Here is a 24,710-nt window from a genome sequence, read left to right on the forward strand (position 1 = left end):
CTCCATTCCAACGAGAACATTCCCGTCAGAATTGACGATCCACTGCACAACTACTGCCGGTATGGACCGCAGGAGTGGTTGATATGGGATGACCTCGGCTTGTTCGGGGAAGTAAATCGGATCATTGCGAGCATCCAGGGGGTGTCCGGATTTCTGTGTGTGAGGCGGTTGGTTGAATCGGATTGACTGATTTCTCTTCTCTATCTTCAGGCCCCTGCCAGGCCGCCGGAGGCACCCGGTTGAGCCATGTATTCATGCTCAACCTCCTGTTCTGCCGCCACCGTGAACGGGCTGCGTGAATCGTTCTTCGTAGAGTATCGCGAACTGGTTCATGGCCTCGCGCCATTCCTTTGCCGCGCGACCCCAGTCCGCCGTGATGTTGCGCAGCGCCAGCCAGATGAGCTTGGTGGCCGCATCGTCGCTTGGGAAGTGCCCGCGGGTCTTGATGATCTTGCGCAGCCGGCTGTGCACGCTCTCGATGGCATTGGTCGTGTAGACCACGCGACGCACGGCCGGCGGGAACGCGAAGAACGGAATCACGCGATCCCAGGCGCGGCGCCAGGCCCCGGTGACGGTGGGGAATTTCTGGCCCCACGGGCTGCGCTCAAATTCGTTCAATGCGTCCAGCGCGGCCTCGGCGCTGGGCGCCGTGTACACCGGGCGCAGCGCTGCGGCAAGCAGCTTGCGGTCTTTCCAGCTCGCGTAATCCAGGCTGTTGCGGATCAGGTGCACGATGCACGTCTGCAGCGTGGTGGCCGGAAACACCGTGCCGAGCGCCTCGCCGATGCCCTTGAGGCCATCAGTGACGGCGATCAGGACGTCGCTCACGCCGCGCGTGCGCAAGTCGTTAAACACCTTCATCCAGAACTTGGCGCCTTCGGTGTTCTCGATCCACAGTCCCAGGATGTCGCGCGTGCCGTCAGGCAGCACGCCCAGGGCCAGGTAGATCGCCTTGTTGCGCACCACCGCCTCTTCCCGGATCTTCACGCGCAAGGCGTCGAAGAAGATCACCGGGTACATCGGCTCCAGCGGGCGCGACTGCCAGGCGCCGACCTCGGCCATCACGGCATCGGTGACCGAGCTGATGAACTCGGGGCTGACCTCGGTGCCGTATTGCTCGGCCAGGAAGCCCTGGATCTCGCGCACGGTCATGCCGCGTGCGTACATCGCCACGATCTTGTCGTCGAAGCCGGTGAAGCGCCGCTCGTGCTTGGGGATCAAGACCGGCTCGAACGAGCCTTCCCGGTCGCGTGGCACCTCGATACGCAGCGGACCGTCCTCGGTCAGAACGGTCTTGCCGCTGGCACCGTTGCGGTGGTTGCTCGCGTCCTCGGTCTTCGCCGCACCCGGCGGGTAGCCCAGATGGTGCGACAGCTCCGCGCCAAGGGCGCGTTCGATGAGCGCCTTCTTGAAGGCCATCGAGGCGGCCTGCACCGCCTCGGCACTCATGGGCCCCTTTACGAACTGATCAATCAGTTCCTTGGGGATCGACGGCAACGCCGCCACGGCGGCCGTTGCCGCCTTCGTCGTCTTCCTGCTTGGCATAGATGCTCCTGCTCGTCATGCTATGCCTCGCACACAAAATTCCGGACAGGCTCAGCATCCATGATCGCGGAGGCTTGTCGTTCGACGCCAAACGCGATGGAATCCTCGAGGCCGCATTTGAGGCGCCTGTCATTCTTGAGGGGCGCAATGTTTTTGGCCCCAGAACGGACCGTCGGTTTAACCGCCTTGCCTTCACAATGCGCTGATGCCCTCGGAAGCTGACCTCCATCTTGCCGAAATTCCCTACGAGTCGGGGAGCCTACAGTTCCGCTACATGCGCTACATGGCATCTGACGGCTCCCGCTGGATTCGACATGGCCTGTTCGTGGCCTATCACGAGAACGGCGTCGTGAGTTCCGAAGGCAGCTACTTCGAGGGGAAGGAACATGGCGCCTGGCGCGACTTCCATGCGAACGGCCAGCTGGCGTCCGAAGGCAACTACCACCACGGCCAGGAGGTCGGAACGTGGCGCTTCTGGGGCCCCGACGGAAGTGAACAGCCTTCCGACGAAGCACGATGACTGTCGACCAGTTTCGGACATCGTTCGATAAGACACCGCCGGGAACCGCTCATTCGCCCAAGCAAGGAGGACAGTTGTGTATTTCGAACTCGATGATGGGGAAGCCCTGCACAAAGAAGCACCAGCGACGTTCTACATCCCTCCTCGGGAGCACCGAGCCAACCTCCAGCTTGGTCAGCTCGCCAAGCTGGTGTTTCGCATCGAGCATGACGAGACAGTTGACGTTGAACGGATGTGGGTGATCGTCGAGGAAGTCACCGCTACCGGCTACGTCGGTTCGCTGAATAATCAGCCGGTGTCCACGGACGAACTGCAGATCGGCGCTTTGGTCCCATTCGGCCCTGAACACATCATTCAGATCTACGACGACGAGTGACTGGCGTTGCTGCTTTCGGCTGCGGATTCAACCGGTCATTGGCAAAGAGCTGCTCGTGTGGCCCTCATCGTATGCTGTGACCATGAATCCTCCCGTTGACGCCTACGCATTCATAGAGAACAACAGTGCCGTTCTGAAGGTGTTCGGATGTTGGCCCAGCTTCCATGATGGTGAAGTGCATCGTGTCGTGATGGACCGGGCACGGAGGCACGCAAACGGCACGTACTACCCCAGCATTGAGCTCACCATCCGGGGTTGGAATATGACCTCTGACGTCACAGCGGACGGGTTCTACAGGCTGGAGGCTGACTCGCTCGTTCACTTCCTGTTCGAAGAGGTGAGCGAGGTTGAGTTTGATGGTTTGAATCATCAGAACGTCCTCTCGGGTCTCGATTTCGAACTTGAGACTACCGATGAGGGGAACACTCCGCTCCTTTCAGTGGAGCTCTGTCACTGCTACGGGCTTTCGGGAAGCTTCAAGGCAAGACGAGCAACCGTGGTCGGCGTGGCTCCATTCGCGGAGCATCCGGTCAGCTTTCCGAATAGCTGATACCCACAATCGGCCATAGGCCGACCTTCGTCATCAACTCCGAAATGGTCGAATTCGCGGCAGAGGCCCCGATGCTGTTCGATCTCGGCCGCCGGCCGGACGGATTCAACCGGCTGTGTAGGGCGTTTCAGGCACCGGCATGTGGAAGCTGGCATTGAGCATGTTCCACGAGCGAATGGCGCAGACCGCGAACGTGAGATCCGCGATCTGCGCATCACTGAAGTGCCGCTTCACAGCCTCGAAGTCCGCATCGCTGGGTGTGCGCTGCGGCACCGCATTGACGGCCTCCGCCCAGTTGAACGCGGCGCGCTCGGCTTCGCTGAAGAAGCGTGCCGCCTCGCGCCAACCGGCGACAGCGTTGACATGGCGAGGCTCCATGCCTTGCTTGATCAGATCGGCCCAGTGCATGTCGATGCAGAAAGCGCAGCCGTTGATCTGGCTGATGCGCAAGTTCACCAATTCACGAAGGCGCTTGTCCAGCGTGCTGCCGGCGGCGTGGGAAAACTGGGCGCCGGCGCGTGCTGCGGTGGGCGCGAGGGCGTGGTAGTCGAGTCGGGCTGAGGACATTGTGAGCTCCTTGTAGCTTGAGGGTTGGGGGAAACACCTCTTAGACGTGCGGGCACATTGTTTTGTGACAGGCGGCGGCAATCTTGACGCAGGTCAAGAGTTTTTCCCGCGATCGCCCGGACATTGCCCCTTCGGATCGATCGCATGCGAGTGCGGCGATTCGATGGCTTTCCACAACTACAGACTCCACAAAGAGACAAAGGAAAGGTTCTTCTCATGATCCCTCAGCCCAGGGATGGCACGCCTTCGCGCGCAGCCATCGCAACCACCTCCCAAGCGGCCTCCACGGCCACTACTACCACCGCTACCACTACCGCCCCGAGCAGATCGTTGCGCTGGGTGCAGCTCGCGCTGGGCATCGTCTGCATGGCGATGATCGCCAACGTGCAGTACGGCTGGACCCTGTTCGTCGCCCCGATGGAGGCCAAGCATCACTGGGGTTTGGGCGCGATCCAGATCGCCTTTTCGATCTTCGTCGTGGTGGAGACCTGGCTGGTGCCCGTCGAAGGCTGGCTTGTCGATCGCTTCGGTCCCCGCCCGGTGGTCGCCTCCGGCGCTGTGCTCGCCGCACTGGGCTGGATTCTCAATGCCTATGCCGACGGGCTGACCATGCTCTATACGGCCGCCGTGATCTCCGGCGTTGGCGCCGGTTGCGTCTACGGCACCTGCGTCGGCAACGCGCTGAAGTGGTTCCCTGACAAGCGCGGTCTGGCCGCGGGCCTCACGGCGGCCGGGTTCGGTGCCGGCGCGGCGCTCACCGTGATCCCGATCGCGAACATGATTCAGAGCACGGGCTACGAACACACCTTCGTGTACTTCGGCATCGTCCAGGGAGGCTGCATCTTCGTGCTCGCGATGTTCATGACGAAGCCCTTTGCGCCCAAGGGCGTGACCGCGCAAACACGCCTGGTCATGACCAAGGTCGACTACACGCCTGCGCAGATGATGAAGACGCCGGTCTTCTGGCTCACCTATCTGCTGTTCGTGCTGGTGGCCGCCGGCGGACTCATGGCAACGGCAGAGATCGGCCCGATCGCGAAGGACTTTCACATCGACAAGTTGCCGATGCACTTCCTTGGCATGTCGATGCCGCTGCTGACCATGACGCTTGCCATCGACAACCTGGCGAACGGCTTCACCCGGCCGCTGTGCGGCTTCGTCTCGGACAGGATCGGTCGAGAGAACACGATGCTGTTGGTCTTCGTCGGCGAAGGGCTCGCGCTGCTCGGCTTGAAGCTGTACGGCCATGAACCTGCGGCCTTCATGACCTTTGCGGCGCTCGTGTTCCTGTTCTGGGGCGAGATCTACTCGATCTTTCCGGCGCTGGTGGCCGACACCTTCGGAGGCAAGAATGCCGCCAGCAACGCCGGCACCATGTACACGGCCAAGGGCACCGCGTCGCTGTTCGTGCCGCTGGGTTCGGTACTCGCCGCGGGCGGCAATTGGGACCGCGTATTCCTGGTGGCTGCCGTTGTGTCGATCGGCGCTGGCATTGCCGCCAAGCTGGTCCTTGCACCGATGCGCCGGAGAACGATCGAGGTGGGGAATGCGAACATGAGACGAGGGCCCTGAGAGTCAGCGCGACGAACCGGTCATTCAGCTCGGCGCTGGGTTCGGCTGGAGCTTCATGTTCAGCATGGAACCACAAGTGATCGCGCAAATCCCCTCTGACGACAGACAACGCAGATGCGACGAATTGTTGGCATCCTTCATCGCAGCGCGGGTCGTAGGACGGATTCCGGCCAGGACCGGCCATTCCCACCGACCTCCCACTTTTCACGAGAGCACAACTTTATGAAGAGCCGCATCATGTACATTGAAGCGAAGTCGGGTGGTCTGACAGGACCAGCTCGCATCGGCCGAGTTACCTGCTCGAAGTCCGGGGCGACGCTGTACCACGTAGGCCAGGCTTTTTCGTAGCCTCAAGGGGAACGGATTCAAGTCGAATTACTTCGACGTTGAGACCAGGCGAGCACTACTGGATCTCCGGCCCCCGAAGAGACGGCAAAGGATGCTCTGTACGCCACACACAGTACATCTGCATGAAGGCCAGGCGGCTGTGGTCGCCCAACTGCGGAGCCTCACCACTTCACCCGAACACCCAGCGATCCATTGATCGAGCTCTTCACCCTGGCGTTGCCGCCGCTCGCCCAGAGCTTGCCGACTTCGCCGTAGAGGCTGGTCGACTGGCCCAGTGCGAGCGTGAAACCGCCCGCGAGTTCGGTGCTCGTGCCGCCGGTCGGCGCGGCGATGTCGGTGGTGGTCGTGCCGTTCACGAAGCGGGCGACGTCCGCGCCGCTGGACGTCCGATAGACGTTGAAGCGGCCGTAGGGCTGCAACGTGCCGACGCCCGTCGCGATCTCGCCCTTGACCCGCACGCCCGCGCGGGCGATCCAGCCGCTGTCGGCCTGCGGCTGGACGACGGCGCCGACGATGGCGGAGTTGTCCAGGTCCATGTGCTGATGGATCAGCTGCAGCTGCGGCTCGATGCGCCAGCCGCTGCCGCCCAGCGCGAAGGACTGCCCCACTTCGATGGAGCCCAGCAGGCTGTTGCCCTTGCCGCTCGTGCCCGGGCTCGCCAGGGGTTCGACCGTGTAGCGGTGGCGGCCCGACTGCGCCACCGCGTCGGCGTAGAAGCCGCTGTCGCTGGTGTAGGTGCCGTACACGCCCAGGTACTGGCTGCGCAGGTCGTTACGGCCGACGCTCAGGTTCTGGATGCCGCTGGCAAAGCCCCTCACGCTGGCATCGCCGTCGAACTGGCCGACGTAAATGCCCGCGCGCCAATTCGGCGTGGCCAGCAGGTCGGTGCCGGCCTGGAAGCCGGTGAGACGGCCCTTGCTCGACGGCGATACCGCGCCGCGCTGCTGGATGTCGATATCGGTGGAGAGCACGCGGGCCCAGGCGCGGCGATCGGAGCCGGCCGGGGTGGTCGCTGCGCCCTTCACGTCGTCGTCGCCCACGCGCTTGCGCAGGTCACCCAGCATCGCGAGGTTGCCCTGGCGCAGCTGGCCCGCGAGGGCGGAATAGAGCGAGGCTTCGGCGCGGTAGGTGATCACGGGCGTGAAAGGCGCAGAGGGCGTGGGAGCCGCGGGGGTGCTCGACCGCAGATACCAGTTCTCGCCCGCACCGCTGGCATCTGCGGCGTACAGGCGGTACTCGTAGGCGCCGGCATCCACGTGACCGTTGGCCAGGCTGAACGCGTCCTTGGTGGTCTGGGCCGTCGTGGTGGCACCGTTCTTCGCAGTGACCACCTCGATGCCGTTGCCGCTGGTGAGCGCGCCCAGGCCGCCGAGGTTCGTGATCTGCACGGTCGTCCTGCCGCTGGCGGAGGCAGTAGCACCGTCGAGCACCAGGCGGTCCGACGGGCCGGTGCCGTTGAGCACAGTGCCGAGCCTGAGCACGCCGTTGTTGCCGACGAAGGCGCCCGTCACTGTGAGGGTGGTGCCGGCGGTCGCGCCCGCGAGCGAGACGGTGCCGCTGTTGGCCAGCGAGGCCACTGTCTGGCTGAAGCCCGCGAGGTCCAGCGTCGCGCCCGAGGCCACGCTGTGGGCGGAAGCCGCGCTGAAAGTGTTGGCGGCGCCGGCCTTGAGTGTGCCCTGCGCGACGTTGGTGGCGCCGGTGTAGTCGTTGGCGCCGGACAGCGTCAGCGTGCCCGCACCTTCCTTCGTGATGAAGCCGCCGCCGCTGATGGCGCCGCTCAGGGTCGCGTTGAAGGCGCCGGTGTCGATGACCGGATCGGTGGTGCCCGTGAGCTGGATCGCGTTGGCGATCGTCAGCCCGTCGGCGCTGAAGCCCAGGGTGGTGCCGTCGTCCATCGCGAGCGCGCCGGTGCCCAGCGCCTGGCTATGGCCGAGGTTGAGCCGGCCCTGCTTGAGCGCGGTGCCGCCCGTGTAGGTGTTCGCGCCCGAGAGCGTGAGCATGCCTGTGCCCACCTTCACCAGCGAGCCGCCGGTGCCCGAAATCACGCCCGAGACTTCGGTGTCACCGTTGAGTCCGCCCGTGCTCAGCGTCTTGGCGCCGAGGATCACATCCCCCGCGCCGGACAGCGAGCCGATGGAGATTCCCGCCGCCGTCAGCGAACGGATGCGCAGGCGTCCGCCCGCGGCGTTGACCACGGTGGCCTGGTCGGCGGTCGCGCGGTCGAAGATGTCGATCAGGCCGCCGCTTTCGTTGATGAAGGTCGCCTGGCCCGCACTGGCGTCGTCCAGCAGATTGATCTGGCCGCCGGCGAAGTTCGTGATGCGCGCGCTGCCAGCCGTGGCGTTGGACACGATGTTCGTCAGTCCGCCGCGATTCTCGATGACGGCGTTGCCGGCGGAGGCGTTGTCCCTGAACTCGGCCGACGCATCCCTGTTCATCACGAGGCGGGCATTCCCGGCCGAGCTGCTGCCGCCGAACTGCACGAAGCCGGCGTTGTCCGTCGGCAGGGGGCCGCGCTCGGCGGCAGTGATCGTCAATCCGCCCGCGTCGGCATTGCCGCCGAAAAGCAGCGAGGCGTTGCCGGCCACCGACACCGGCCCGGTGCCGAGCGCGCCGGTCGCCAGCGCCTGCAGGCTGCCCGCTGCCACCGAGGTGCCGCCCGTGTACGAATTGGCCGCGCCCAGCACCAGCGTGCCTTGGCCGGTCTTCAGGAGCGCTCCGCCGCCCGAGACTTCGCCGTTCAGCGTCAGCGTGCGGACCAGGTTCACATCGAAGGTGCCGCCTCCCGGGCCCAATGCGACCGTGCGGGTGGCGGTGGTGTCGCCGGTGACGTTCAGCGCGCCGCCGTCGAGCACGAGCCCACCGCTCGAATTGCCGAGCGCACGATCGTCGGCGATGGAGAGCGCGCCGCCGCGCACGGACCAGGGCGTCAGGCCGGTGTTGATGCCGGTCAGCGTCCAGGTGCTGGCACCGGTCTTTTCGTAACGCGCGAAGCCGCTGTAGGTGCCGGCGTCGAGCGAAGTGGTCCCGTTGGTCGTGTCGCCCGCCAGCCTCAGCACGTTGCCGGTGCCGGAAACCACCCTCAGCAGGCCGGTGATCGTCGAGCCGGCACGCAGTTCGAGCCGGTTGTCGTTGCCGGTGATCCGTACTGCGTCGCCGCGCGTGGCACCGTCGCCGCCCATGCCGGCCGTCAGCGTCCCCGTGTTGACGATGGTGTTCGAGTCGCCCCGAACGCGCAGCGCCGCACCACCCACGCCGAAACGCACGGCGATGCCGCCGGCACCGCCCGCGCCCCCCGTCAGCGAGCCGGTGTTGGAAACCGAGTTGTTGCTGGACTCCAGCGCGAGGCCCGCGCCGCCCTCGCCGCCGAATGACGACGTCCCGGTGAACCCGCCGCTGACGGTGCCGATGCCTCCGGCACCGCCGACGGACGCGCCGCTGTTGGCGACGGTCGCGCCGCCGCCTTGCAGCACGATGCCGTCGCCACCACCACCGCCGCCGCCGGCCCATTGGCCGACGCCACCCGCGCCGCCGTTGCCGCCGATGGTCTGCCCCACATTGTTCAGGTTGACGCCGGCCGCCGTGGACTGCAGGCCCGCGCCGCCACCGCCACCGCCGCCGGCCAGCCGCGCGACGCTGCCGGCACCGCCATTGCCGCCCCGCAGGATGGTGCTGTCCGACACGGTGATGCCCGTGTCGGATGTGTACACGGCAGCACCGCCGCCACCGCCGGCGCCACCGCCGTAGACCGGATCCCCATCGGGCGTGCCGTCGGTTCCCGAGCCCCCGGTGACCGAGCCGGCCACGCTGGTCGCCCCCACGGCACCGCCCGTTCCGCCAAGCCCGCCCCCGCCGATGCCGCCATCGCCCCCCGTGCCGCCCGACGGAGCCAGGCCGTTGGTCTCGGGGAACTCACCGAGGCGGCCGCCGCCGCCGCCGCTGCCGTTGCCCGCACCGCCCCGGCCGCCTGTGCCGCCAAGGCCGACGAAGGTCTCGCCGCCCGCAGCCTGAGCCCAGGCACCGCCGGACACGGCGACCAGCGTGAGCAGGCAGGCGGCCGCCGCGAACCGCTTCGCTTTGCGGCTTCCTTCGACTGTCGAGCACCGCGCAGGCGATGCAGCAAGCTCCGACACGGCCTGCCAGACACCCAGCACGCCGTTCCATACAACGCGATAAGTACGGTTCATTCCGACGATTCCTCACCAAAAAGGGCAAAAACGGGCGCAATGTAACATTTGCAACAGAAGATTCAACTACCCGAAGGTAGTCATGGACATCGCCGCCGCTTCTGCTGCGGGAGATCGTTCACCCTAAGACGCCAAGGCCAACCTGCTGACCCTGCCGAAACTCCTCTTCAAAGCAAGGGCGCTGCCTGCCCCCGGACTTCGACGTGGTCGGCGCTGCCAGCCATACCTGCGCCTGATACCTTGTCGCAGCGTGCACTTCCGCGCTCGGCACCAGCAGGTACCGAGCGGCTGCTATCCGCCGATGTCTGTGTCTGCAAAGGCCCGCTGCTGCCTTACGGTTACCGCAACGGAAGTCCGCAATGCAGTGCAAAGCGTCCTTACATTGCGGATTCGTCCAATTGGCAGCGATCACACTCCAATCGCTGCATTCCAGAACGCGTTCGCGGCCGTCCCCAAAAGCTCGCTGTCGCGATAGAGCCTTATTTCCAAGGGAACCTCCCACTCGCTGCCCGCCGCGGCGACAAGCCGACCCTGGTCGATATCGTCTTGCACCAGTGTCTGCGGCAACCACGCGATCCCCCTGCCGTCCAGCACCATCGTTCTGAGGACAGAGGCGAGATGGGCCGTGAAGACGGCCTGCGCCGGAACCGACTCCAGCCTGCGAACGATCACGGCGCGCATGATGCGTCCCAGTCCTGATTCCTCCGTGTACTGGAGCATGGGTACTGCAGGTCCGCCTTGGCGCGCGAGCTGATAGCGCGCGTTACCCTCCTCGTCCGGCGCCGACACCGCGATCAGCAGATCCTCACCGATCCGGGCCGACCTGTACGGCTCTGCATCCAGCGCCCCTTGCGCCTTGCTGTGCGCGTGGCTCAACACAAACTGGACCTTGCTTTGCAGCATCAGTGCTTCGCAACGCTGGAGCACGTCGGACATCAGTTGCACCGGCCCGAGCGTCGTATTCGATTCGAGGCTTCGCAGCCATCGCGGCAGAAAAGTAAACGAGAGCGCATGCGTGGAGGCGATGCGCAAGGTGACCGAACTGGCTTCGGCGACCTTCTTGGCGTCGCCCGGCACCCGCGCGACTCTGGCGATCAATTCCTGTGCCACGCCGGTGAACCATTCGCCGACTTCGGTCAGCTTGGCGGGTTGCGAACTCCTGTCGAAAAGCTCGGCGCCGATCCACTCCTCCAGCGCGCGAATGCGCCGGCTGAACGCGGGTTGGGAGCTGTGGCGATCCTCCGCGGCGCGCGAAAAATTTCCCGTGGCAGCCAGGGCCACGAAGTCTTCAAGCCAGATCAGATTCATGCGCGGTTCGTCCAGTGCATGGAAGCAGCGAAAAGGAGCATTGGCCCAAAAATCCCGTGCGGCGGACCATAGAGGCTCTCAGCCAAACACCCCCTGGAACCAACCATGAAGATCGTCGAAATCCGCGAGAAAACCATCCCCATCAGCTCCCCCATCCGCAACGCCTACATCGACTTTAGCAAGATGACGTTGAGTCTTGTCGCGGTGATCACCGACGTGATCCGCGACGGCAAGCCGGTCGTCGGCTACGGTTTCAATTCGAACGGCCGCTATGGCCAGGGCAAGCTGATGCGCGAGCGGTTCATCCCGCGCATCCTCGAAGCGGATCCGGCTTCGCTCGTCGACGACACGGGCGACAACCTCGACCCCCACAAGATCTGGAACACGATGTTCACCAACGAGAAGCCGGGCGGCCATGGTGAACGCTCCGTGGCGATCGGCACGATCGACATGGCGGTGTGGGACGCCGTGGCCAAGATCGAAGGCAAGCCCCTCTTCCAGTTGCTGGCGGACCGCTACGGAGACGGAACGCCCAACCGCAAGATCTTCGTCTACGCGGCGGGCGGCTACTACTACCCTGGGCAGGACCACAGGAAGCTCCAGGACGAGATGCGCAGCTACATCGACCGCGGCTACACGGTCGTCAAGAAAAAGATCGGCGGCGCCTCGCTCGACGAAGACCTTCGCCGCATCGATTCGATCATGGAAGTGCTGCAGGACGGCCAGAAGCTCTGCGTCGACGCGAACGGGCGCTTCGACCTTGAGACCGCCATCGCCTACGCGAAGGCGCTTTCGCCATACGACCTGTTCTGGTACGAGGAGCCGGGCGACCCGCTGGACTTCGAACTCCAGGCGGCGCTGCGCAACTTCTACAAGAACCCGATGGCCACGGGCGAAGACCTTTTCTCGATGCAGGATGCGCGCAACCTGATCCGCTACGGCGGCATGCGCCCCGACCGCGACTGGCTGCAGTTCGATTGCGCGCTGAGCTACGGCCTCGTGGAGTACCTGCGCACGCTCGAGATGCTCAAGGAGCACGGCTGGTCGGCCAGCCGCTGCATCCCGCACGGCGGGCACCAGATGTCGCTGAACATCGCCGCTGGGCTCGGCCTGGGCGGCAACGAGTCCTACCCCGACCTGTTCCAGCCGTTCGGCGGATTCCCCGATGGCGTGAAGGTAGAGAACAGCCATGTGACGCTGCCCGACTTGCCTGGCATCGGCTTCGAAGGCAAGGCCGATCTGTATCGCGAGATGCAGGCGCTGTCGGCCTGACACCCGCAAACCCAAGGAGACAAGATCATGATCCATCTTTGGCGCTGCGGCGCCGGCCTCGCCGTGCTCGGATTCGCTTCGTTGGCGTGCGCAGAGTTTCCCGAGAAGCCCGTCACGCTGGTCGTGCCTTTTGCCGCCGGCGGCCCCAGCGACAAGATCGCCCGGGACCTGGCCGAGGCGCTTCGCAAGCCTCTCGGCCAGACCGTCATCGTCGACAACGCCGCCGGCGCGGGCGGCACGATCGGCTCGGCCAAGGTGGCGCGCGCCGCGCCGGACGGCTACACGCTGCTGGTGCATCACATCGGCATGGCAACCGCACCGGCCCTGTACCGCAAGCTCAGCTACAAGGTGCCGGAAGATTTTGAAACCCTGGGTCTTGTCAACGAAGCGCCCTCGGTGCTGATAGGCAGGCCGAGCCTCGCTGCCGGCAACTTCGCCGAGTTGCGCCAGTGGATCGCGTCGAATGGCGGCAAGGTGAACCTCGCCAACGCGGGGATCGGTTCCGCATCGCACCTGTGCGGCCTGATGCTTCAGGGCGCGCTGAAGACGAGCATGACGCCCGTGCCCTACAAGGGGACCGCGCCGGCGATGACGGACCTCATCGCCGGCCAGGTCGATGTGATGTGCGAACAGGCGACCAACGCGGTGCCGCAGATCGAGGGAAAGAAAGTCAAGGTCTACGGCATCACCAGCTTGCAGCGGCTACCGCTCGCGGCGCTGAAGGAAACGCCGACCCTGTCTGAAGCCGGACTGAAAGACTTCAACGTCCAGGTCTGGCACGGCTTGTATGCACCGCGTGGCACACCTCCCGCAGTGCTCGCCAAGCTCAACGCCGCACTGCGCACCGCGTTGAAGGATCCTGATCTGATCAAGCGGGAGGAGGCGCTCGGCCTCACAGTCGTCAATGACGACCGACTCGAGCCTGCCGGCCACAGGAAATACCTTGAAGCCGAAAAAGCGCGGTGGTCGACGGTGATCAAGGACGCCGGCGAATACGCCGACTGATGCGACGAGGGCAGCGGGCCGGCGGACCGCTCAGGGCTGAAAGCCCGAGCGCCGCACCACCGGCTCCCACTGCTGGCGGAAGGCCTTGAGCATCTGCACGGTCTCGGCCTGCGTGCTCACGATGGGTGTGATGTAGGCGGCGTTGGCAGCCTTCTGCAGCGCCGGGTCCTGCATGACCTCGCGGATCCTGGTGGACAGCAGCTGCACCTTGGCCGGGGGCATCGAGGCGGGGGCGAAGAAGGTGTTCCAGCCGTCGGCATCGATCTTCATGCCGGCCTCGCGGAAGGTGGGAATGTTCGGTGCGAAGCTCACGCGCTTCTTGCCCGACACGGCCAGGATTCGGATCTTGCCGGCCACGTGCTGGCCGTAGAGCGAGTCGAGCGTGTCGATGGCGATCGGCAGGCTGCCGCCGCTCAGGTCGGCCGACAGCGGGGCTGAGCCGCCGTAGCCCTTGATCTGCGGCTGCACGCTCAGCGCGTCGCCCACCATCAGGCCGAAGAAGTGCGGCAGGCTGCCGGTGGCCGGCACGCCGAACACGGCCTCTTCCGGATGCGCCCAGAGCCGCCCGACCAGGAACATCGCGCGGTCGAGCTGCAGCTTGTTGCCCACGGCCAGCGCGAAGTCGTAGCTGCTGACCTGCGACACCGGCACGAAGTCTTTTTCGGCGTCGTAGCCCGCGTCCTTGAAGACCAGCGGCGCCACCACCATCACCGCGGGGTTGCCGAGCATCAGCACGTTCTGCGCCGCGGCCGCGCGCCTGACCTCCTTGGCTGCGAGCCGGCCGCCTTCGCCCGGGCGGTTCTCCACCGTGACGGCCACGCCGAGCTTGGGGCCAAGCCGCTCGGCGACCAGGCGCGCGATGCGGTCGGTGCTGCCGCCGGCGGTGTAGCCGACCACGAGCGTGAGCGCGCCATCGAGCGCGGGCGCCTGGGCGTGGGCCAGGGGAGCGGCACCGGCGGCGAGCGCCAGGCACCATGCCGTGAGCTTGCGCCGGGAAAGGAATGCGGTCATCGGATCTTCCTGCTTGCAGTGGTGGCGACCGGGCACGCGCAGGGCTTCACGGCGACAATCGCCAGCCCACATTCGTTTCTTCCCGTGTCATTTGTTACATGGTTATACGCACGCAACAAACAGTTGATCTAATCCATCATTTCCGCGCGAGGCGCGCGAACGACACCGCCTTGACGGGCCCGACCTGATGCACGACACGCAAGGCATGCAAGCCTTTCCCGACGCCCGCGCCCTGCGCGCGCCCCGCTCCCTGGACGAGCTGCTGTTGTACCGGCTTTCGCGCGCGGTGCGCACCGCCAGCGGCATGGCCACGCGCCTGGTCGAGGGCGGCTTCGGCATCACGCGGCGCGAGTGGGGAATGATCGGCACGCTCGCGCAGCACGGCGAGATGACGTCCTCGGCGCTGGCCGCGCATCTGCAACTGGACCGCGTGCGCACCTCGCGCGGCCTGCGCAGCCTGGTCGAGAAGAAGCTGGTGTCGCGCCGGCAGGACGAGGAAGACCGCCGCGGCGTGCACGTGCGGCTGAGCCCCTCGGGCCGGGAGCTCTTCGAGCGTGTGTTCCCGCGCATCGCGGCACTCAACACCGATCTGCTCGCGGGCATCGCGCCCGCGCAACTCGACGTGTTCCTCCAGTGCCTGCAGCACCTCGAACAGCGCGCCGGCGCGCTGAGCGCACAGGGCGTGGTGGCGGAGAAAGCCGACCGGCGCGCGGGCGGCACGCGGCATCGGTGGCCCGAGGCGGGCTGAATCCCGCGGATACGGCCGCAGCACGGGCCGCGCGCTGGCACGCATCGTGCAAAACGATGGCAATGCCTTTTCTTTTCTCCCTCGATCTTTTCCACCAGCGCCTTCGCTGGATGGCGGGCCGCGCACAGTCGCTGCGGGTGTTGCTCACGCTCGGCAGCCTGATGGCGATCGGCAGCCTCAGCGGGCATGCCGAAGCCATGACACCGCTGTTCCTGGGTGCGATTGCAAGCGCACTGGCCGAGACCGACGACAGCGGCCGGGGCCGGCTGCGCGCGCAGGCCGTCACGCTGCTGTGCTTCGCGGCAGCGGCCTTCGCGGTCGTGTCCTGGATCGACCACCCCGTGCTCTTCGTCCCGGGGCTGGCGCTGGCCGCGTTCTCGCTGACGATGCTGGGCGCGATCGAGCCGCGCTACAAGGCGGTCGGCTTCGCCACGCTCATTCTGGCGGTCTACGCCATGCTGGGCATCGACGGCAACGCCGTCGCGCCCGACGGCGCCGGCCGGCTCCACGAGGCCTTGCTGCTGCTGGCGGGCGCCGCGTGGTATGGCGTGTTCTCGGTGGCATGGAGCATGCTCTTTCCGGCCCAGCCGGTGCAGGCGCAGCTGGCGGGGCTGTTCCGCGTGCTGGGCGACTACGTGTGTTTCAAGGCCTCGCTCTTCGAGCCGCTGCGCGGCATCGACATGGAGCGCAAGCGGCTGTCGCTCGCGCAGCTCAACACCCAGGTGGTGGCCGGGCTCAACGCCGCCAAGGAAGGCATCTTCCGGCGCATCGGCAGCACGCGCGCGCCCACGGGCCGCATCGTGCGCTACCGCGGCCTCTACCTGATTGCGCAGGACGTGCACGAGCGCGCCACCTCGTCGCACGACGACTACAACGCGCTGGCCGATGCCTTCTTCCACAGCGACCTGCTCTACCGCTGCCAGCGCGTGCTGACCCTGCAGGGCGAGGCCTGCCGGCGGCTCGCATTGTCCATCGAGCGGCGCGAACCCTTTGCCGCCGATCCCGCCACCGGCCACGCGCTCGCGGAGCTGCACAGCGCCATCGATCACGAACGCGCGCAGCTGCGCGAACCGCGCCGCGTGGCGCTGCTTGCGTCCGTCGAGGCCATGGCGTGGAACCTGGCGCAGCTCGAGCGGCAGCTCGCCGGCGCCACCGAGCCGTCGGCCCGGGCCGGACGCGCCGACATGGGGTTGTTCGACCGCTCGCCGCGTTCAGCGCGCGAGATGGTGGAACGCGTGCGGCGCCAGTTCACCCCGCGCTCGGCGCTGTTCCGCCATGCGCTGCGGCTGGCCGTCGCGCTGGTGGCCGGCTATGGCGTGATGCTGCTGATCCATCCGGTGCGCGGCTACTGGATCCTGCTGACCACGCTGTTCGTCTGCCAGCAGGCCTGGGGCGACACGGTGTCGCGCGTCGGCCAGCGCATCGCGGGGACGGCGATCGGCGTGGTGGCGGGCTGGGCGCTGCTGGTGCTTTTTCCGCAGCCCTGGGCCCAGTCGCTGCTGGCGGTGGCCGCGGGCGTGTTCTTCTTCGCCACGCGCGCGACCCGCTACCTGCTGGCGACCGCGGCCGTCACGGTGCTGGTGCTGATGTGCTTCAACCAGGTGGGCGACAGCGACATGCTGATGGTGCCCCGGCTGATCGATACCGCCATCGGCAGCCTGATTGCCGCGCTCGCGATGGTGCTGGTGCTGCCGCACTGGCAGGCGCGGCGTTTCAGCGACCTGGCGGCAGCGGCGCTGCGCAACCATGCGCACTACCTGCGGCAGATCGCGCACCAGTACCGCTCGGGCGCGCGCGACGACCTGGCCTACCGGCTCGCCCGGCGCAACGCACATAACGCCGATGCGACGCTGTCCACCGCCGTGTTCGAGATGTTCCGGGAACCCGGCTTCGCGCGGCCGCGCGCGGGCACGGCGCTGCGCTTCCTGATCCAGTCGCACACGCTGCTGAGCTATCTTTCGGCGCTCGGCGCGCATCGCGTGGCACTGCCTGCGCCGCAGCAGCTGGACGCCCTGGGCATGGAGGCCGAGGGCGCCGCGGCGGCATTGGATGCGCTGGCGTCGTACATGGAAAGCGGCTCACCGGAAGCGGGCGCCGAGCCCGTAGACCTTGCGCCGCCGGAAGCGGCGCCCCAGGGAAGCGATGCCGGCGACCACGCGGCGCGGCTTTTCCGCACCGAGCTTGCGCTGGTCCGCCGGCAGATCGAGGCACTGCGCGAGCAGGCCGGCCGATGGCTGCAGCCGCAGCCGGACGGCGCGCCCGGCCACTGAGCGGCAGAACCGCTCAGCGCAGGTCGAACAGCGCCGCCGCGTTGCCCCAGGCAATGCGCCGTGCCACATCGGGCGGCAGGTCGCCGAGCCAGGTGCGGTAGCCGCGCATGATCTCGTCGTAGGCGCTCCAGCGCTGGTTCACCCAGGTGTCGGAGCCGATCATGAAGCGCTCCGGGTACTTGAGGATCAACGCGCGCCACTCGGGGCACAGCCGGCCGCCCTCGCAGGTCAGGCCCGGCCGGTACGAGAGTTCGCCCATCAGCAGCGGATAGCGTTCCAGCAGCGCCTGCACCCGCTCGATGGGCGCGCCGCCGATGCCCGTGTGGGCCCAGATCAGGCGAAGGTCCCGGCCCTTCGACGGCGCGTTGGCCATCAACAGGTCGATCGCCACGTCGTCGACGTGCGCGAGCACCGCGAGCTTCTGCCGCTCCGCCAGCGCGATCAGCTTCTTTGCCACCGGGCCGTTGGCATTGGCGCTGTCGTACAGGTGGAACTCGCCGATCCCGCGGTAGGGCCCGCTGGCGGTGCCGCGCGCCAGCTCGGCCTGCACCATCTCGTGGATCGTCTCGTCGCGGAACCAGTTGCTGTAGTCGTCGCGGTTGCGGTACAGCCGCACGAAGGGCACCACGGTCACGCCCGCAGCGCGGGTCTCGCGCGCCGCGGCCAGCGTTTGCGTGCCGGCGTTGGGCCGCGAGTTGGCAATGATGGCCGTCACGTTGTTGCGCTGCATGCGTGCGAGCGCCTCGGCGGGCGGGTAGGGCCCGGTGTTGCCGTCCCAGGCTTCCTGGTTGTAGTGCAGGTGCGTGTCGAACAGCGGACCGGCGTAGGGCGGCGGGCTCTGGGCGGCTTGGCCGTGGGCCTGGGGCGCCACGGCAAAGAAAGTGGCCAGGACAAAGGCCGCGAGGGGCGCGATGGCTCTCATGTGTGTCGTGAGGGTGGAACCCCGCCTATTTTCGAAGCTGCCGAACCGGGCGGCGAGAGAGGACGCGGGGCCTGAACCCGGTTCACTTTTGCAACGCGGTTTCGTGATTTCCGGCACGCGCGCCTTTCGCAGCCGGTGCTAGTATGTGTATCAATTGTATAAATCGGCAAAGAAGATGGCTTTTTTGCCGGGGCATGGAAGGACGAGAAGACACCATGAAGCGCTCGAAAGACGTCATGTTCGCGAGATTGGCTGATTTCAAGGTCGATCCGGAAAAGCTCCGCGCCCACTTCCTGGACCACGTCAAGCAGCAGCCGGCCGTGCCCTACCGAGACAACCGGGTCGACTACATCGGCTGGGCCGTCACCAGCCGCGACGGCACCTTGGCGGACGGCATCCGGCGCATCGCCCCGACACAGGCCGCCGCTCCCAGCCGGGGAGTCACGCCCACCGAGGTGTGCACGGGCTACCTCGCCGAGGTCATGGAGAGCCTGCACCATCGCGGCATCGAGCACTTCCGGGCCCGCATCATGCAGCTCGAGAGCGAGGGCGAAGAGATGCCGCTGCACACCGATGCGCTCAGGGAGACATGGCGGCTGCACATTCCGATCATCACCAATCCCAATTGCTTCTTCGAATGGCAGCGTGCCGATGGCAGCATCGAGAGCGTGCACCTGCCCGCCGACGGTTCTGCATGGCTGGTGCGGGTGGACCTGAGCCATCGCGCGGTCAATCGCAGCAACGAGCCGTCGAATCGCGTCCATCTGTTGATGGGCCTGAGCCCCGGCCCCGACTTCTCGATGCTGGCCGAGCCCCGGCTGCCCGTGCTGCAGGAAGCGCCTGCCGCTGCAGAGCGGACCGCATGACCGGCGCCTCCGCCGGAACGCGCCGAGCCGCCGAAGCGTGAAATGGACAGCTTCAACGAATGGCGCTGCGTCGCGGACATGGACGCGGAACTGCAGGCCTTCAGCCAGTCGGACCAGCTGGAACTGAGCCTGTATCGCTTGCGCCGGGCCCTGGAAGAGGGGCATGAATTCGCGAAGGACATTCTTTCCAGGTACCACGACGGCCTGATCCTCTCGGGCAACGCCAGCGCTGCGCTGGAATTGAGATCCAGCGGGCGATGGAAGGAAGCATTCGAGAAGACGGACTCCGAAGCGATCGACATCGCATCCACGCAGCTGATCGTGGGGCAGATCGGTCACTTTGCGCGAAAGCTGGAGGAAACGATCGATGCATCTCCCTTCGGCTTCGCCAGCTATCTGGCGGGCCTCAAGCGGCACCATGGGGCAACCTACACGAGTGCCGCTGGCGTTGCCAGGCCGCTGATTGAAAACAAGGCCTTCAAGAACGCTCGGGACAAGACTGCCCTGACGCTGGCGATCGAGGGCTTTCGCGCCTACGGGGAAGACATCGGCAAGGAAACGCTGGTCGATTTTCTCGAGCGGTACAACCACGAAGTCCTGTGCAAGTTCTTCCAGACCGTGCTTCCGAAGAATGTGGAGATCTTCAGGAATTTCGTCCTGGAGATGCTGCAGGACGACAAGGGGGTGCGTTGCCTGAACGAGGCCGCCATATGCCGCCTCCTGATCCTGGGCTATGCATTGCTGGACCACGCCGTCTATGACCGCGTGCTCAACCAGGTGCACGATCTTTACCCGGCGCCCGCGCCCGGCTATGACGGGCCGGCGCAGTCCAGTGCAAGAATCGCGCGCGCCTTTTGCGTCGACGCCAGGCGCTTGGTCACGGTTTCAAGAAGGCACCTGAATATTGCGGTTTGCGTTTCCGGGCAGTTGAGGGGATACGCCAAGGCTTTCGAGACCTGGAAAAATCTCCACCTTCACGAGCATCGCGTGAAGTATTTCGTGCACACCTGGGAGGACACCGGCTGGCGGCTTCCCGATCCGATCTCCGGCAACGGCGTCGACAGGATATTCAAGTACACGCCATTTGCCGCGGCCTACAAGCAGGCGGGATTCCTGTACGGCATGGAAGCCCTGAAGAAATCCTATCCAAACTTCTTCTCGCTGCTGGCCGTCTCCTCGACCGTGAGCGAATCGGACATCCGAGCGGTCTACGGGACCGATGCGAAGGTCGTGATCGAAAGCCATCAACGGCCTGAATTCGAGAACGATGCCAACAACCAGCGCAAGATGTTCTACAAGATCCAGGAGGCGCACCGCCTGATGGAAGAGGACGGGGAGGCCTATGACCTCGTGCTCAGGATCCGGCCGGACCGCGCCTTTCGGGCTGGAGAGAGCAAGCCCGACTGGATGAAGATGGCCGAGGAATGCCGCAAGCAGCGCCTGATCTACTTCAACAACCTGATGATCACGAAGACCCTCTATGCAGGGGATCAATTCGCCATCGGATCCGCCGATTCCATGCGCTGCTACGCCAACACCCTCGCGCTTCAGACACAGGCCGCCCAGGAAGAGTGGTTCGGATTTCCAAGGCGCCTGCGGTCTCATTGCTCCCTGGCGCATGCCCTGCTCTTCCAGGGCGTGCGGCGCGAGCCGCTGCAAAACATCCATCCGACCGAAGCCATGCCGGCGGCATCGTACGGCCGGGGGGAACTCAAGAGAATGCTGAGCGCCGACTTGCCTTCAGGGCCCTTGAGCGAGATGGACAAGCTGCTCTGGAATTCCCTGAGCTGAAGAGTGGTCCGTCGATCGAGCCTCGCCTGGCGAGCCATGCAGGATATGCAACAGGAGCAGCAATGCCGGCCAAGAAATCGCCATGGAAGCAACTGATCGCGGGCGGAGCGATCGCCTTTGTACTACTGGGCTCTGCTTCCGCAGTTCTGGCGCAGGACCTGCAGGAGGCGCCCGCATGCAGAGCCTCGAAGAATCCGCACAGGCTGGAACTGGAGCAGAAGTTCGAGTTCAACGGCATCCGGGTCTTCTACACGCAGTCAGGGCCGCACGCGCTGTACACCAACGTGGATCTGAATCGCAACGGCGTGCCCGACATCGTCGAGGACGCGGCATTGCACCTGGACACGGTCCGGCAGATATTCAACGGGAACGGCTTTCGCGACCCGCTGCGCAGCACCAGGTTCCGGCGCGCCGAATCCATCGACATCGACTTCCTGGACTTCGGCACCTATAGCGAGGAGAACGCGAAGAAAAGAGGGCTGTCTTTCTCCGGCGTGGTGCGCTACCCCGGCAGCCGCAACCGCGATGACAGATGCTCGATCTCGATCGGCATCAATTCCACGATGCGCGGAAATCATGAGCGGGTGAAGGACTACCTCATTCCGCATGAGCTGTTCCACCTTTATCAATACGGCTACACCATGTTCCGTGCGAGCTGGTTCCTCGAAGGCATGGCGAAATGGGCGGAATGGGTCACTCTGGCCGAGAACGAGCGCAGCCGCGAAATGTGGAGCACCCCGCTTCCTTCCTCTCGGAAGGAGCTCAATGAACGGGTTTTCTTCAACCCGAATCCCTATGACGTGAGGCATTTCTGGAACCGGTTGGCCGAACTCGCCAGGAGCCAGGACGCGCCGATGATCGTCCCTGAAGAATTGCGCAGCAGAAGGTTTGCCGATGGAACGCCGGTGATCCGGGACGAGGTCTGGCGCGGACATTCCCTGATGCTGAAGATTCTTCAGGAACTCGATGAAGACGACGACAAGGTCACGCGGGAAAAGAACCGGCAGCCGAACCAGTGGACCAACGAAGACCAGCGTTCGACCGCGAACAACCCGATCCTGATGCGGGCCGTTCAGCGCGCCGTGGGTTCCTTCCGGATCTCCACGCCGGAGGTCGTTCGGTTCCTGGCGCTCGATCCGGCATCGCCGGGCTGAAGATGCCGTCGACCTCAAAGCCATATTCCGAGAACAGAGGCAAATGAATTGAAGCGATTGATCTTCGATCTGGACCATACCTTGTGCATCGCGGAGGCAAAGGACTACGCCAACGCCCGCCCGCGGCTGGAGATGATCGATCGGCTCCGCACCTACCGGGCCATGGGGTTTTCCATCGCGATATACACCAGCCGCAACGTCAACAGCTTTGCCGGCAACATCGGAAAGATCAATGCCCACACCTTGCCGATCATCATCGAGTGGCTGGGCCGGCACGACGTGCCCTACGACGAGATCCATGTGGGCAAACCCTGGTGCGGCGAAGAAGGGTTCTATGTGGATGACCGCGCCATCCGTCCTTCGGAGTTCCTGAAATACAGCCAGGAAGAAATCTCCCGATTGCTGGAGCGCGAGAAGTGATCATCATCACTTCCGCGGCCTACGTCGATTCCGAACTGCAATCGGAATTCGGCCGCCTGCCGCCGGCCTTCCTGCCCGTTGGCAACCGCCGCCTGTTCCTGCGGCAGCTCTCGGTATTGCACACGCACTTCCCCGCCGAGAGCATCTATCTCTCGTTGCCCGAGAGCTACGCCATTGCGCACCGGGATGCGCGCGCGCTGGAAGCCCAGGCGATCCAGGTGCTGCGGGTGCCCGACGGCCTCACCCTGGCCGATTCGCTGCTTTTCTCGATCAACACGGTCGGCAGCTACGACGAGGGGCTTCGCATCCTTCTTGGCGACACGCTGATCCTCGACCTCCCGGCCGCCTGGGACTGCCTTTGCGTGGCCGAATCGGCCGACGACTACGACTGGCATGTCGACCAGGGTTCGGGCGCCGGCGCGCGGGTCTGGTGCGGCTACTTTGCGTTTGAATCGGTCAGCCGGCTGGCCAAGTGCCTGGTCGCCGCGCGCGGATCGTTCGAGAAGGCCGTGTCCACCTATGACGAAGCCTGCTACCTGCAGCGTATCCACTCCGAGAAGTGGTCGGATTTCGGCCACGTCAACACCTTCTACCGGTCGCGGGCCCAGATCACCACGCAGCGCTCGTTCAACGACTTGATGATCGGCGACCGCCGCGTCCGCAAGACAGGCCGCCCCGCTGAAAAGATCAAGGCCGAGGCCCAGTGGTTCGACGCATTGCCTTCCCGCCTGCGCGTGTATGTGCCGCAATTGCTGAGCCACGGCCAGGTGGATCCGGACGGGTATGGCTACGAGCTCGAATACATGTGCATGGCGCCGCTCAACGAGCTGTATGTGCATGGCCGCAACTCCACGGCGTTCTGGTCCCGGGTCTTCAAGCACCTGGCCGACTGGCTCGGCGCCTGCCAGGCCGCCGTGCCCCTGACCGCGAGCGAGCGGCAATTGGTGGAGGAAGACAGCCGGGGGATGCTGGAGGAAAAGACGCGCGAGCGGATGCAGGCCTATGCGGCCAGCTGCGGCTTGAGCCTTTCGGCTGCCACGCGCCTGAACGGGCGCCCGTTGCCGCCGTTGTCCGACATACTGCAGCGCTGCGTCGATGCCGCGGCGCGCGTGCCGCTGGCGCCGGGCGTGATGCACGGCGACCTGTGCTTCAGCAACATCCTGTTCGACACGCGCTCGGACTGCATCAAGGTGATCGACCCGCGCGGCCTCAACTTCCGGGGTGAACCCAGACTGCTGGGCGACCTGCGCTACGACCTCGCGAAGATCGCGCATTCGGTGATCGGCCTGTACGACTACATCGTCGCGGATGCCTTCGACGTGGACGACGGCGCGGGGCTGGATTTTCATCTGCGCATCCACGCCGATGAAGACGCCGCCGCGATTCAGAAACTGTTCGCCGGCCTGCCCTTGCTGAATGGCATGACGGCGCGCCATGTCGCACCGGTCACCGTGATGCTGTTCCTGTCCATGCTGCCGCTGCACCAGGACAACCCGCGCCGCCAGCGCGCCATGCTCGCCAATGCATTGCGCCTGTTCGAGCAAATGGAGCACTGAAAGATGTTTGTCATTCCCATGATGGGCAAGAGCCGCCGCTTCACCGAGGCCGGCTACGCGCTGCCCAAATACCGCCTGCCGCTGCACGGCCAGAGCGTTTTCTTTCACGTCGTGAAGTCGTTCGAGCACTACTTCCAGGACGACCTTTTTCTTTTCGTGGTGCGGCGCGATCACGAGATTGCGGGGTACCTGAGGCAGGAACTGAAGAGCCTGGGCGTCAAGGAATTCCGCATCGTCGAGCTGGAGGGAGACACCCTCGGCCAGGCCGACTCCGTCTACCGCGGGCTGCAGCAACTTCGATCCGACGAGCCTGTGTACATCTTCAACATCGACACCATCAGGCCGGGGTTCAGGAAATCCGAGCTGGCCGCCGGCGCGCTGGGCTACCTGGAGGTATTCGAAGGCGAGGGCGATCACTGGTCGTTCGTGGAGCCCGGACCCGGCCACGCAGTGCTCCGGACGACCGAGAAGGAGCGCATCTCCAACCTGTGCAGCGACGGTCTCTATCACTTTGCCGACGCCCGAATCTTCAACGATGCCTTTGAGCACCAGTTGGCCAACAAGCTGGTGAACCGCGGCGAATACTACGTCGCGCCTTGCTACAACATGCTGATCCAGAACGGCGGACGCGTTGCTTACGAACTGATCGACCGAAGCGAGATCGTCTTTTGTGGAACCCCGCAGGAATATGAAGAAGCCGCCGCCAAAAAATGGGCATGAAG

20 protein-coding genes are annotated in these 24,710 nt (G+C 65.3%); 14 read left to right on the forward strand and 6 right to left on the reverse strand.

Annotation, left to right across the window (positions count from 1 at the left end):
* Positions 1-258 precede the first annotated feature (258 nt).
* Positions 259-1,545: an IS256 family transposase gene (locus L1081_RS28415; protein ID WP_489417958.1), complete on the reverse strand. Its 1,287-nt coding sequence runs from the start codon at positions 1,543-1,545 to the stop codon at positions 259-261.
* A 283-nt stretch (positions 1,546-1,828) separates the two neighbouring features.
* On the opposite strand from L1081_RS28415, the gene L1081_RS28420 reads away from it, so the two are divergent.
* The 3 genes from L1081_RS28420 to L1081_RS28430 all read left to right on the forward strand — a co-directional run bounded on the left by L1081_RS28420 (position 1,829) and on the right by L1081_RS28430 (position 2,991).
* The gene (locus tag L1081_RS28420; RefSeq protein ID WP_489417959.1) at positions 1,829-2,065 is read left to right on the forward strand and encodes a toxin-antitoxin system YwqK family antitoxin; all 237 of its coding nucleotides are present in this window, start codon (positions 1,829-1,831) and stop codon (positions 2,063-2,065) included.
* A 76-nt stretch (positions 2,066-2,141) separates the two neighbouring features.
* Positions 2,142-2,441 (forward strand): DUF2314 domain-containing protein, encoded by a 300-nt coding sequence (locus tag L1081_RS28425; protein ID WP_489417960.1) that lies wholly within the window; start codon positions 2,142-2,144, stop codon positions 2,439-2,441.
* A gap of 82 nt (positions 2,442-2,523) precedes the next feature.
* A complete protein-coding gene (locus L1081_RS28430; RefSeq protein WP_489417961.1) occupies positions 2,524-2,991 on the forward strand; it encodes an Imm50 family immunity protein in 468 nt (155 codons plus the stop codon).
* A 105-nt stretch (positions 2,992-3,096) separates the two neighbouring features.
* On the opposite strand, the gene L1081_RS28435 is transcribed toward L1081_RS28430, so the two are convergent.
* Positions 3,097-3,558: a carboxymuconolactone decarboxylase family protein gene (locus tag L1081_RS28435; RefSeq protein WP_489417962.1), complete on the reverse strand. Its 462-nt coding sequence runs from the start codon at positions 3,556-3,558 to the stop codon at positions 3,097-3,099.
* Between the two features lie 216 nt (positions 3,559-3,774).
* Between L1081_RS28435 and oxlT the strand changes: the two genes are divergently transcribed.
* Entirely contained in the window at positions 3,775-5,130 is a 1,356-nt protein-coding gene (gene oxlT / locus L1081_RS28440; RefSeq protein ID WP_489417963.1) for an oxalate/formate MFS antiporter, read from the forward strand.
* 509 nt (positions 5,131-5,639) lie between these two features.
* Here oxlT and L1081_RS28445 read toward each other — a convergent pair.
* Entirely contained in the window at positions 5,640-9,665 is a 4,026-nt protein-coding gene (locus L1081_RS28445; RefSeq protein WP_489417964.1) for an autotransporter outer membrane beta-barrel domain-containing protein, read from the reverse strand.
* Between the two features lie 408 nt (positions 9,666-10,073).
* On the reverse strand, positions 10,074-10,973 hold the full coding sequence (locus L1081_RS28450; RefSeq protein ID WP_489417965.1) for a LysR family transcriptional regulator: 900 nt from the start codon (positions 10,971-10,973) through the stop codon (positions 10,074-10,076).
* Between the two features lie 105 nt (positions 10,974-11,078).
* On the opposite strand from L1081_RS28450, the gene L1081_RS28455 reads away from it, so the two are divergent.
* Both L1081_RS28455 and L1081_RS28460 read left to right on the forward strand, forming a co-directional pair.
* Positions 11,079-12,245 carry an enolase C-terminal domain-like protein gene (locus L1081_RS28455; protein WP_489417966.1) on the forward strand — a complete coding sequence of 389 codons (1,167 nt, stop codon included), beginning with the start codon at positions 11,079-11,081 and terminating at the stop codon, positions 12,243-12,245.
* A 27-nt stretch (positions 12,246-12,272) separates the two neighbouring features.
* Positions 12,273-13,250: a tripartite tricarboxylate transporter substrate-binding protein gene (locus L1081_RS28460; protein WP_489417967.1), complete on the forward strand. Its 978-nt coding sequence runs from the start codon at positions 12,273-12,275 to the stop codon at positions 13,248-13,250.
* Between the two features lie 30 nt (positions 13,251-13,280).
* On the opposite strand, the gene L1081_RS28465 is transcribed toward L1081_RS28460, so the two are convergent.
* Positions 13,281-14,261, reverse strand: coding sequence for a tripartite tricarboxylate transporter substrate-binding protein (locus tag L1081_RS28465; RefSeq protein ID WP_489417968.1), 981 nt, complete (start codon positions 14,259-14,261; stop codon positions 13,281-13,283).
* Positions 14,262-14,466: 205 nt separating this feature from the next.
* Between L1081_RS28465 and L1081_RS28470 the strand changes: the two genes are divergently transcribed.
* Both L1081_RS28470 and yccS read left to right on the forward strand, forming a co-directional pair.
* On the forward strand, positions 14,467-15,009 hold the full coding sequence (locus L1081_RS28470; protein ID WP_489417969.1) for a MarR family transcriptional regulator: 543 nt from the start codon (positions 14,467-14,469) through the stop codon (positions 15,007-15,009).
* A gap of 110 nt (positions 15,010-15,119) precedes the next feature.
* Positions 15,120-17,279, forward strand: coding sequence for a YccS family putative transporter (yccS, locus tag L1081_RS28475; RefSeq protein WP_489418000.1), 2,160 nt, complete (start codon positions 15,120-15,122; stop codon positions 17,277-17,279).
* A gap of 13 nt (positions 17,280-17,292) precedes the next feature.
* Here the strand turns inward: yccS and L1081_RS28480 are convergent, their stop codons facing one another.
* Positions 17,293-18,201 carry an amidohydrolase family protein gene (locus L1081_RS28480; protein ID WP_489417970.1) on the reverse strand — a complete coding sequence of 303 codons (909 nt, stop codon included), beginning with the start codon at positions 18,199-18,201 and terminating at the stop codon, positions 17,293-17,295.
* A 215-nt stretch (positions 18,202-18,416) separates the two neighbouring features.
* On the opposite strand from L1081_RS28480, the gene L1081_RS28485 reads away from it, so the two are divergent.
* The 6 genes from L1081_RS28485 (at position 18,417) to L1081_RS28510 (ending at position 24,708) form a co-directional block, all read left to right on the forward strand.
* Positions 18,417-19,067, forward strand: coding sequence for an aspartyl/asparaginyl beta-hydroxylase domain-containing protein (locus tag L1081_RS28485; RefSeq protein WP_489417971.1), 651 nt, complete (start codon positions 18,417-18,419; stop codon positions 19,065-19,067).
* A gap of 42 nt (positions 19,068-19,109) precedes the next feature.
* Complete coding sequence (locus tag L1081_RS28490; RefSeq protein ID WP_489417972.1) at positions 19,110-20,858, forward strand: hypothetical protein; 1,749 nt, start codon at positions 19,110-19,112, stop codon at positions 20,856-20,858.
* Between the two features lie 62 nt (positions 20,859-20,920).
* On the forward strand, positions 20,921-22,012 hold the full coding sequence (locus L1081_RS28495) for a hypothetical protein (protein WP_489417973.1): 1,092 nt from the start codon (positions 20,921-20,923) through the stop codon (positions 22,010-22,012).
* Positions 22,013-22,060: 48 nt separating this feature from the next.
* The gene (locus tag L1081_RS28500) at positions 22,061-22,432 is read left to right on the forward strand and encodes an HAD-IIIC family phosphatase (RefSeq protein ID WP_489417974.1); all 372 of its coding nucleotides are present in this window, start codon (positions 22,061-22,063) and stop codon (positions 22,430-22,432) included.
* Positions 22,429-23,988 carry a phosphotransferase gene (locus tag L1081_RS28505; protein ID WP_489417975.1) on the forward strand — a complete coding sequence of 520 codons (1,560 nt, stop codon included), beginning with the start codon at positions 22,429-22,431 and terminating at the stop codon, positions 23,986-23,988. Before L1081_RS28500 ends, L1081_RS28505 begins: the two co-directional genes overlap by 4 nt.
* Before the next feature lie 3 nt (positions 23,989-23,991).
* Positions 23,992-24,708: an NTP transferase domain-containing protein gene (locus L1081_RS28510; RefSeq protein WP_489417976.1), complete on the forward strand. Its 717-nt coding sequence runs from the start codon at positions 23,992-23,994 to the stop codon at positions 24,706-24,708.
* Positions 24,709-24,710: the final 2 nt, after the last annotated feature.

The organism is Variovorax sp. MSC1_012, assembly GCF_023667525.1.
Lineage (GTDB): Bacteria > Pseudomonadota > Gammaproteobacteria > Burkholderiales > Burkholderiaceae_C > Variovorax > Variovorax beijingensis_B.